Consider the following 10,732-nt stretch of genomic DNA (forward strand, 5'->3'; position numbering starts at 1 on the left):
AGCGCGAGCCCCTCTGTGTTGTGGTTTGCCACCTCTGAGGTGGCAAACCACAACACAGACGCGCCCCGCCACCCTTGACCGCCCCGCCCGGCGCCACGCCACCCGACGCCTTCCCGCCATCCGGGCCCGGCCCGCGAGCCACGGCCGCGGCCCGCCACCGGAAACGCCCGGCCACCCAGAGCCAGCCCGCCACCCGGGGGCGCCCCGCCAACCGAAGCGACGCCGCCACCCGGAGCCGCCACGCCCCGCAGACCCGCCCCAACCCCCTACAGCGGGATGTTCCCGTGCTTCCGCTTCGGCAGCGCGACCCGCTTCGTCCGCAGCACCCGCAGCGCCCCCGCCACCTTCACCCGCGTCATCGAGGGCTCGATGACATCGTCGATGTAACCGCGCTCGGCGGCCACGTAGGGGTTGGCGAAGCGGGCCTTGTAGTCGTCCATCAGGACCTTGCGGCGGTCCTCAGGGGTGGGGGAGCCGGCGATGTCGCGGCGGTAGATGATGTTGACCGCGCCCTCGGCGCCCATGACGGCGACCTCGGCCTGGGGCCAGGCGAAGTTGAAGTCCGAGCCCAGGTGCTTGGAGGCCATGACGTCGTAGGCGCCGCCGTAGGCCTTGCGGGTGATGACCGTGACCTTGGGGACGGTCGCCTCGGCGTAGGCGTAGAGCATCTTGGCGCCGTGGCGGATGATGCCGTCCCACTCCTGCGAGGTGCCCGGGAGGAAGCCCGGGACGTCGCAGAACGTGATCAGGGGGATGTTGAAGGCGTCGCAGGTGCGGATGAAGCGCGCGGCCTTCTCGGACGCCTCGATGTCGAGGACGCCGGCCATCTGGTTGGGCTGGTTGCCGACGACGCCGACCGCGTGACCCTCGATGCGGCCGAAACCGACGAGGATGTTCTTCGCGAAGTTCTCGTGGACCTCGAAGAACTCCCCGTCGTCCGTGACGAGCTTGATGACCTCGCGCATGTCGTACGGCTTGTTCGGGTTCGCCGGGACCGCGTCGTTCAGCGCGAGCTCCTCGCGGTCGCCCGGGTCGTCCGTCGGCACGACCGGGGTCGTCTCGAGGTTGTTCTGCGGCAGGAACGAGAGGAGGTAGCGCGTCTCCTCGAGCGCGTGGTCCTCGTCGTCGAACGCGAAGTGCGCCACGCCCGACTTCGAGGAGTGCGACATCGCGCCGCCGAGCTCCTCCATCCCGACCTCCTCGCCCGTCACCGTCTTGATGACGTCGGGGCCGGTGATGAACATGTGGGAGGTCTCCTTGACCATCCCGATGAAGTCCGTGATCGCCGGCGAGTAGACCGCGCCGCCCGCGCACGGCCCCATGATGAGCGAGATCTGCGGGATCACGCCGGAGGAGTTCACGTTGCGCTGGAAGACGTCGCCGTAGGCGCCGAGCGAGACGACGCCCTCCTGGATCCGCGCCCCACCGGAGTCATTGATGCCGATGACGGGGCAGCCGATCTTGGCGGCCAGGTCCATGACCTTGCACATCTTCTCGCTCATGACCTCGCCGAGCGAGCCGCCGAAGACGGTGAAGTCCTGCGAGAAGACGGCGACGGGACGGCCGTCGATCGTGCCGTGGCCCGTGACGACCGCGTCGCCCCACGCCCGCTGCTTCTGCATGTCGAAGTCGTAGGTGCGGTGCCGCACGAACGTGTCGAGCTCCTGGAAGGAGCCCTCGTCGAGCAGCTTCTCGATCCGCTCGCGCGCCGTGTACTTGCCCTTGGCGTGCTGCTTCTCGACGGCCTTCTCCGAGGCGGAGTGGATCGCCTGGTTGCGGAGGTCGCGGAGCAGCTCGAGCTTGTCCTCGAAGGTCTCGGGCGATTGCAGACGCTGGCTCATGAGGCCGGGGATGCTATCCGCGCGGGGGAACGATGTGCCGCGCGGCGGGTCCGGATCGGACCGGCGGTAGGACTCCGGGGCCGGGCCGGGTGGACGGGGTCCGCGGTCTACGTGCGCGTAGGGCGGTCGTAGCGACCGGCGCGACGCACCCCGGCCGACGGCCGCCCGAGACGCCCGGTGAACAGCCCCGCCGCCCCTGTTCACCCTTCTTCACCACCCCGTGACAGCCGCGCAACATGTTTGCGGCGTACAAGGACGGAGAGTGACCCGGTCGCCTCGCGCCGGTCCCCCCGGTGCGTGGGTGCGACCCGCGGACGGCACCCACCAGGACGCCCGCGACCCCGCACCAGGCGGCCGTTCCCCCTACCCCACAGGAGTTCCGGTGTCCGGACCCCGTACCCCTGCGCGCCGTCGTTGGCGCGCCCCCGCGGCCGCCTTCGCGGTCGCCGTCGCCCTGCCCTCAGCGGCCCACGCCGCCCAGCCGCTGTCCCTCGTGGACGACCGGGAGCCCCTCGGCCCCGGCATCGAGCTGGCCCACGAGCACTACCTGGCCGCCACGGGCTGGGTCGACCGTCAGGTGCTGACCGTCGACCTCGCCAACCCCGCGGTCACGACCGACCTCCTGCATGCGGAGAAGATCGCTCAGGGCTCGGCGCTCTCCAAGCAGGCCAACGCTGCCGGCGCGGTCGCCGGCGTGAACGGCGACTTCTTCGACATCGGCAACTCCGGGGCCTCGCTGGGCTTCGAGATCGCCGGCGGCAACCTCCGCAAGAGCGGCACGCGCACGAACGGCCAGTCCGTCGGCGTGACGCAGGGCGGCATCGGCCGCCTGATGAACCTGGCGCTGTCGGCCAAGGCCACCTTCGGTGGGACCGACCACCCGATCGCGGGCTACAACAAGGTCGGCGTCGACACGAACACCATCGGCGCCTACACGTCGGACTGGGGCGCCTACGACCGCCAGGCGAACCTGGGCGGCAAGCCGCCCGTGGAGAGCGTCGCCGAGGTCTGGGTCGCCGACGGCAAGGTCGTCAAGGCCGCCACGGAGCCCGGCGCCGGCAAGGGCACGCTGCCCGAGGGGACCACCGCGCTCGTCGGCCGCGAGGGCCAGGCGACCACGCTGCGCACTCTGCAGGTCGGCGACGCCGTCGCGCTGAGCTACGCGGTCAGCCCGGAGATGGAGGACCGCTTCAAGTTCGCGGTCGGGACCGACGCGCAGCTCGTCCGCGGCGGCGCGACCGTCCCGGACGCCGAGGCCAACGCCGGCGCGTCCGGTGCGGCCGTGGCCCCGCGCACCGCCATCGGGTTCAAGAACGGCGGCCGGACGATGATCCTCATGACCGTCGACGGCGTCGGCGGCACCGGCAAGGCCGGCGCGACGCTGCCGCAGGTCGCGACGATGATGCACGAGCTCGGCGCCGAGACGGCCGTCAACCTCGACGGCGGCGGCTCCACCACGATGGTCGGCCGCGGCCTCGGCGCGTTCGACGCCACGGTCCGCAACACCCCGTCCGACGGCAACGAGCGCGCCGACCCCAACGGCGTCGGCGTCTTCGTCACCCCCGGGAACGGCCGGGTCGAGGACCTCGTCGTCACCCCGAGCGGCGACAAGGCGAAGGTCTTCCCGGGCCTCCACCGCACGCTGAAGGTGGCGGCGGTCGACAACCACCAGGTCCCGGTGGAGCTCGACCGCGGCGACGTCCGCTGGTCCGCCACGGAGGGCAGCGTCGACAACGGGGCGTTCCGCGCGCCGGCCTCGGCCGCGCGTGCGGTCACGGTCCGCGCGACCACCGACACCGCGCGTACGGACGCGAAGATCCGCGTGCTCGGCAAGCTGCGCACGCTCGAGCTCTCGAGCCGCCGCCTGTCGATCCCGGACGTCGCGACCGCCCCGGTCACGCTGAAGGTCACGGGCCGCGACGCGCACGGGTTCTCCGCGCCGATCGAAGCCGCCGACCTGGACCTGGACTTCGACGCGAACGTGGTGAAGGTCCAGCCGCAGGGCGACGCGCTGCGCGTCACCCCGGTGGCCAAGGGCGGCACGCTCATCACGCTCAAGGTGGGCGGCGAGACGGTGAAGCTGCCGACGACCGTCGGCGTCGAGACCGAGACGCTCCACGAGTTCGACGACCCGGCCGAGGTCTCCGCCTGGACGCCGAACGGCACCACCGGGTTCGAGAAGAAGCTCTCCCTGGCCCCGGAGGGCCTGCGCCTGGACTACGCGCTGCAGCGCAACATGGGCGTGACCCGCAACGCCGCCGCGAAGCCGCTGAACGTCCCGGGTCAGCCGCTGCGGATCCGCTGGCGCGTGTGGTCGGAGAACGCCACGGAGTACTCCAACATGACGTGGATCGACGGCGAGGGCGCCAGCAAGGCGCAGCTGTCGCCCGGCGTGAAGGCCGGCTGGAACGACATGGTGTGGACGCTCCCGAGCGACACGAAGTTCCCGGTCAAGGTCACGCAGTTCCAGGTCGTCGAGACGAACACGGCCCGCCAGAAGGCCGGCGCGATCGTGCTCGACCGCGTGGAGTACGACTACGCGCCCGACGTGGAGATCCCCGCCGAGGAGCCGCTGCGCCCGAACGACCTCGTCTCGCCCGACGGCAGCACGAACGGTGAGGAGGACTGGCACTTCGAGACGATGTCCGACGTCCAGTTCACCGCCGCGGACCCGACGCTCGCCGCGTCCGGTGTCGCCGCGATGAAGCGCATCCGTGCCCGCAAGCCCGACCTGGTCGTCCTGAACGGCGACATCACCGACAAGGGCGCGCCCGAGGACCTCAAGCTCGCCCGCAAGGTGCTCGAGGACGGGGGCTGCGAGCTGATCGAGGCCGGCAAGGAGCCCGCCGCCGACAGCACGCCCGACCACAGCAAGGGCACGGTCCCCTGCTACTACGTGCCGGGCAACCACGAGGCCTACGCGCCGACGGGTCAGGGCACGCTCGACGCCTGGAAGGCCGAGTTCGGCGCCCCGTACCGCACGTTCGACCACAAGGGCACGCGGTTCGTGCTGCTCAACAGCGCGCTCGGCTCGCTCCGCGGCTCGGACTTCGCGCAGCTCGGCATGTTCGAGGACGCGCTGAAGTCGGCGGAGGACGACGCGTCGATCGACAACGTCGTCGTCTTCGCGCACCACCCGGTCGACGACCCGGCCGAGACGAAGGCCAGCCAGCTCAACGACCGCAACGAGGTCGCGCTGATCAAGAAGATGCTCACGGACTTCCGTGAGGACAGCAAGAAGGGCGCGTCGATGGTCGGCTCGCACGCCGCGATCGCGCACGCCCGACAGGAGGAGGGCGTCTCGTACTTCGTCCTCCCCGACGTCGGCAAGAGCCCCTACGGCACGCCGGACCGCGGCGGCTTCACGGGCAACTTCGCGTTCTCGATCGACCGCGACGCGGACGCCGACGGCCAGTGGCTGACGGCCAACGTGCGGGCGTTCGCGCAGTCGATCACCCTGAACGCCCCGGAGTCCCTCGAGGTCGGCACGACCACGGAGCTCTCCGGCACGATCGTGCAGCCCAACGGCACGCGCCAGAACGGCACGCGCACGGTCCCCCTGCGGTTCCCGATGTCGGTCGGGTGGGGCGGCGAGGGCCTGGCGATCGGCAGCGGTCAGGCCGCGGAGGACGCCGCGCGCAAGGCCGGCAAGCTGGCCATCCTCGACCCGGTCACGCGCAAGCTGACGGGGCTGAAGACCGGCACGCTGAAGGTCTCCGTGACGAACGACTCCATGCGCGAGTACACGGACGAGGCCTCGCTGGCCCCGGTCACGGCGGAGCGGACGATCGAGGTCAAGGCCTACGCCGGCCCCGGCCCGCGCTTCTCGGCCAACGTCCCGGTCTTCACGCAGCAGCCGACGGGCACGATCAGCCCGGCGTCGGTCGTGACGGTGACGAACGAGGGGGATCAGCCGCTCGAGCTGCGCGGTGCGAAGATCGAGGCTACGGACGCCCAGTCCGCGGGCGACTTCCTGCTGTCGGCCACGACGTGCGCCGACGGCACGACGATCGCCCCGGGCGCGTCCTGCGAGGTGCTGGTGCGGTTCGCCCCGGCCCGCCGCAACGCCACGTCGAACGCGGAGCTCGTCTTCGAGACGAACACCGCCGACCGCACGCACCGCGTCGCGCTGAGCGGTCTGAGCACCGACCTGCCGCGCGGTGAGGACGGCACGGACGGCGCCCCGGGCGTCCCCGGTCCCGTCGGTCCGGTCGGTCCGCAGGGCCCGAAGGGCGACAAGGGCTCGAAGGGGTCCAAGGGTCCGAAGGGCTCCAAGGGCGACAAGGGCGCGAAGGGCGACCGCGGTCCCCGCGGCATCACCCCGCGCGTCGCGGTCTCCTGCCGCCTGACGAACGGTCGCCGCTCCGTGCAGTGCACGGTCCGGACGACCACGCAGGCGGCCAAGCGGTCGAAGGTCAAGGCCACGGTCCGCGTCGCCGGCCGCACCCGCACGCTCACCCGCACCGGTCGCGTGCAGCTGACGGTGAACGCCGGCAAGCGCCTGAGCACGGCGACCCGCGTGCGGGTCGCCACCGCGATCGGCTCTGCCGACCGCAGCATCACCGTCGTCGCGGGCCGCAAGGCGCGCACGACGACCCTGAGCAAGTAGGTCCGCGAGGGTCCGCCGCGTCCTGCGGGGCGCGGCGGCACCCTTCGCCCCGCGATGCCAGCATGGGTCCCATGCGCATCCCGGTCCTCCGCTCCGTCGCCGTGGCGATCCCGGTCGCCCTGGCCTCCCTCGCGGGCGCCTCGGGCGCCGCCGCACACGGGGGCACCACGCTCGCCGAGGGCGGGACGGGCGGCGTGACCGTGCTGCTCCAGGCGGCCGAGACGACGACGCAGACGGGCAAGCCGGCCGTCGACCTGTCCACGGTGCTGAACGGCCCGGGCACCGGCTCGAAGGCCACGGTCACCCTGTGGATCCGCCCGTCCGGCGGCAAGACGTTCAAGGTCACGACGGACCGCGACGCCCAGGGCGTCGCCCACCAGGACGTCGCCACGGCCGGTCGCGGCAGCTGGCGCGACTGGGACGTCTCGGCCGTCGTGGCGCTCAGCTCGGGCAAGCGCCTGCGCGTGAGCAACGCCGAGGCGAACCCGCCCGGCCCCGAGCCCGCCGCCACCGCCGGCGGGGGAGCGTCGGGCGCGGACGGCGACGAGGCCTCGGCCGACCCGGGGACGACCACCGACGCGGGCGGCGCGTCGGCCGGCGGGACGTCGGGTGGCGTCGCGCCCGGTGCGGGGGCCGCCGACGACGACACGACCGCCGACGCGGACGGGGCCGGCGCGGACGGCACGGGTGGCGAGAGCGCCGACAGCGCCGAGGGCGGCGAGGCCTCGGCCGCCGACGGCACGAGCGGCGCCGCCGCCGAGGAGCTCACCGACGTGACGGGCGAGAGCGACGGTGCCCCGGGCTGGGTGCTCCCGAGCGCCATCGTGATCGCGCTCGCGGCCGTGGTGTTCGTGGTCGTCCGCCGCCGCCGCGCGAGCTAGACGGGCCCGGGCCCTACGGCCGAACGATCACGGAGCGGTCGCTGCGCCCGAGCAGCCCGATCACCGCGGCGGGCGGGACCGGCACCGGGACGGGCGAGGTCCACACGTAGACGCGGAACTGGTCGTCGCGCTCGATCCGTGTGAGCTTGAGCCGCGGGTCGAGCGGCGGGAGCGCCGGGGCCGGCGCGGCGGGCGGGCCGGGCTCGCCGGCCTCGTCGGGGCGGTCGACGAGCGCGAGGGTGCGGACGTTCTGCACGGCCTCGACGGGCTGGGGCACGAGGGTCGGCTCGTACCAGGTGGCCGCGGGCTCCTGGTAGTGCGAGATCAGCAGCAGCTCGGGCCCGGGACCCTTCGCGGCCCGGAGCGCGCCGCGCCAGTCGTCGCGCTGGTAGACGGGGGTGACGGCGACCGCGACGATCGTCGCGACCTGCACCACGCCGGCGATCCCGACGGCGATCAGCGCGGGGCGACCGAGCCGCCACGCGCCGAGCGCCGCGAGTGCGACGAGCGGAGGCAGCAGGACGACGTAGTTGCGGGTCAGGACCACGTCGAACCCGGCGAGCAGCCCCAGCAGGGGCAGCACCCAGATCGCGACGACCATGCCGAGCACGGCGGTGCCGCGGGTCGGACGACCGTCGCGCGGCCAGGCGGCGGCGAGCACGAGGACCACGGCGGCCACGCCGAGGATGGCCCCGAGCACGTACTCCGCGGGTCCGTTGTAGCCCACGACGAACTGCTTCGGCGTCTCGATCAGCCGCGACCCGAGGCCCTTGACGTTCGAGATCGCCTCGTACATCGCCGTCGACTGCTGGCGCTTGGCGATCGGCAGCAGCACGGCCGCGGCGACGACGGACGCCACGAACGGCGGGAGTAGCGGGCGCAGCGCGGCGAGGCCCTGCCGGCCGGGGACGGCCCGCCCTGCGAACCCGGCCATCGGCCCGCGCACGGCCAACAGCGCGAGCGCGCCCCAGCCGACGACGAGCAGCAGACCCCCGAAGTAGTGCGTCCAGGTCGCGGCGACGGCGGCGAGCGCCCACAGCCACAGGTGGCGACGCGACGGCGCGTCCATCGCGGCCAAGAGCGCCGCCCACGCCGCGGCGGCGAACAGGATCAGCAGCGCGTAGGAGCGCGCCTCCTGCGAGAACCACTGCGCCAACGGGTTGATCGCGACGAGCGCACCGGCGACGAGGGCCACGGCCGCGGGAGGAACGGCGGCGGAATCCCGTCCGAGCCGCCGCGTCAGCGCGACGACCGGCACCACCGCGAGGGCGCCGGCCACGGCGGAGAGGGAGCGGAGTCCGAACTCGCTCACGCCGAACACGCGCGTCCACAGCCAATCGAGCAGGTAGAAGAGCGGCGGGGTGTTCTCCGTCTTCTGGATCGTCGACCAGGCGTGGCCGAGCGTGCCGTCGACGATCCGCCCGGAGTAGACCTCGTCGAGCCAGAAGCTCTGGACGCCCGCCGTCGGCAAGCGGAGCAGGAGCGCGACGAGGACGAGTGCGCCGACGGCGAGGAGCTCGCGACGGTGGGAGCCCTGCGCCGGCACCGCGTCGCCGTGCCCCTGCGGCCGGACGTCGTCCGCGCCGCCCATGGGGCCTCGGGTGCTCAGAGGTCGCCGCCGGCGGTCGGGGGCGCGCCGGCCTCGACGCCGTCGTCGCCGCCGAACGACTCGCGGGCGAGGAACTCCTCGACCCACAGCGGGTTGGCCTGCGAGCGCGTGACGGTGGTGAGGAGGTCGCTCATCGTGGAGACCTCCTCCACCTGCTCCTTCAGGAACCACTGGATGAACTGCTCGGACTGGTAGTCGCCCGTCTCGCGCGCGATGCCGGCCAGGCGGCTGATCTGGTTCGTGACCTCGCGCTCCTGCTCCAGCGCGATCTGCACCGGCTCGACGATGTCGGCGAACCCGTTGCGCGGCCCGTTGACGGCCGGGATCACGACGTCGGCGTCCTGGTCCATGAGGTACTGGACCATCTTCATCGCGTGCCCGCGCTCCTCGACGGCCTGGGCGTAGAAGAACGCGGCGAGGCGCGGCAGCGTGAGCTGGTCGTAGTGGACGGCGACCGCCACGTACTGCTGGCTCGCGGCGAACTCGTTCGCGATCTGCGCGTTGAGCGCGTCGACGAAGGCGGGGGCGGGCATGCGGCCACTGTACTTGGGGGGCGGCAGACGGCGAAGCGGGGCGGGGCGGGCGAGGCGAGGCGGGAGGCCTCCGGCCCTGCGGCGGCCCTGGGTGGGGCAGCCCAGTGCGTCACGTGTTCCGGCCCAGAAGCCATCTGCGGAGAAAACGCCCGCGTGCCGGCAACTCCTGAAGCAGCGCCGTTGGCGGCCGCGAAAACGTGACGCAGAGGACCGGCTGCACGGCTCGACCGCGCCCGAAGCGCACACGCGCTGCGGCGGTATGTCCCTCAGGACATATTCCATGCTCCTCACGACATAGCCCCGCGATGCGTGTGCGGTTCGGATGCGGCACTCACGACCTCGCCCCCGCCACGCCTGACCGCCCGGCCCCTGTGGCCACGGCAACCCGCGCACCGCCGCCCGTGGCGACGACACCCCACGCGCCGCCCCGCTGCGCCCCATCCCCGCGTGGCGCCTTCCCCCGCGGGGTACGGTGATCAGGGAATGGCCGACCAGCTCACCGTGAAGAAGAAGTGCTGCAAGAGCGGCCCGCGGTGCAAGAAGTGCCCGGTCGTGTGGAAGCGGCTCGAGACCGAGGGGCTCGCCGTGCGGATCGACAAGCGCACCTACGAGCCGGCGAAGAAGATTCCCGGCAAGAAGTTCAAGGCCGCCCGCCGGTAGCACCCCCCCGGCGCCCCGGCGCGCAGCCCTCCGGCACCCCCAGCCCCGGCCGGCCTCGCCGCCGGCGACGACCGTCCCATCGGGACCCCGTCGCTAGGCTGGGCCGATGGCCACGTGTCTTGTCACCGGCGGTGCCGGGTTCCTTGGGTCTCACCTGTGCGATGAGCTCCTCTCGCGCGGGCACCGGGTGATCTGCACCGACAACCTCGAGACCGGATCGCTGAACAACATCGAGCACATCCGCGGCTCGGAGTTCGAGTTCCGGCAGCTGGACATCGTCGAGCCGTTCTACGTCGACGAGCCCGTCGACTTCGTCTACCACGCCGCGTCGCCCGCGTCGCCGATCGACTACCTGCGCCTGCCGCTGCACACGCTGAAGGTCGGCTCCTACGGCACCCACCACGCCCTCGGCCTGGCCAAGAAGCACCGCGCCCGCTTCCTCCTCTTCTCCACCTCCGAGGTCTACGGCGACCCGAAGGTCCATCCGCAGGACGAGTCCTACTGGGGCCACGTCAACCCGATCGGCCCGCGCGGCGTCTACGACGAGGCCAAGCGCTACGCCGAGGCGCTCACGATGGCCTACCACCGCCAGCAGGGCG

Annotated in this window: 7 protein-coding genes; 4 read left to right on the forward strand and 3 right to left on the reverse strand. The window is 72.7% G+C overall.

The window, feature by feature from the left end:
* Nucleotides 1-266 precede the first annotated feature (266 nt).
* Nucleotides 267-1,841 (reverse strand): acyl-CoA carboxylase subunit beta, encoded by a 1,575-nt coding sequence (locus F593_RS0116780; protein WP_022929912.1) that lies wholly within the window; start codon nucleotides 1,839-1,841, stop codon nucleotides 267-269.
* Nucleotides 1,842-2,223: 382 nt separating this feature from the next.
* On the opposite strand from F593_RS0116780, the gene F593_RS26080 reads away from it, so the two are divergent.
* Nucleotides 2,224-6,450: a phosphodiester glycosidase family protein gene (locus F593_RS26080; RefSeq protein ID WP_022929913.1), complete on the forward strand. Its 4,227-nt coding sequence runs from the start codon at nucleotides 2,224-2,226 to the stop codon at nucleotides 6,448-6,450.
* A 71-nt stretch (nucleotides 6,451-6,521) separates the two neighbouring features.
* Nucleotides 6,522-7,331: a hypothetical protein gene (locus F593_RS0116790; RefSeq protein ID WP_022929914.1), complete on the forward strand. Its 810-nt coding sequence runs from the start codon at nucleotides 6,522-6,524 to the stop codon at nucleotides 7,329-7,331.
* Between the two features lie 13 nt (nucleotides 7,332-7,344).
* On the opposite strand, the gene F593_RS0116795 is transcribed toward F593_RS0116790, so the two are convergent.
* Both F593_RS0116795 and F593_RS0116800 read right to left on the reverse strand, forming a co-directional pair.
* A complete protein-coding gene (locus tag F593_RS0116795; protein WP_022929915.1) occupies nucleotides 7,345-8,922 on the reverse strand; it encodes a glycosyltransferase family 39 protein in 1,578 nt (525 codons plus the stop codon).
* A gap of 14 nt (nucleotides 8,923-8,936) precedes the next feature.
* A complete protein-coding gene (locus F593_RS0116800) occupies nucleotides 8,937-9,473 on the reverse strand; it encodes a ferritin (RefSeq protein ID WP_022929916.1) in 537 nt (178 codons plus the stop codon).
* 483 nt (nucleotides 9,474-9,956) lie between these two features.
* Here F593_RS0116800 and F593_RS30420 point away from each other — a divergent pair, with 483 nt between their 5' ends.
* Both F593_RS30420 and F593_RS0116810 read left to right on the forward strand, forming a co-directional pair.
* Nucleotides 9,957-10,133, forward strand: a complete 177-nt coding sequence (locus F593_RS30420; protein ID WP_022929917.1) for a hypothetical protein — start codon at nucleotides 9,957-9,959, stop codon at nucleotides 10,131-10,133.
* Nucleotides 10,134-10,239: 106 nt separating this feature from the next.
* Nucleotides 10,240-10,732: NAD-dependent epimerase/dehydratase family protein (locus F593_RS0116810; protein WP_028721765.1), on the forward strand; the 493-nt coding region annotated here is incomplete at its 3' end.

It is taken from the genome of Patulibacter americanus DSM 16676, from assembly GCF_000420025.1.
Lineage (GTDB): Bacteria > Actinomycetota > Thermoleophilia > Solirubrobacterales > Solirubrobacteraceae > Patulibacter > Patulibacter americanus.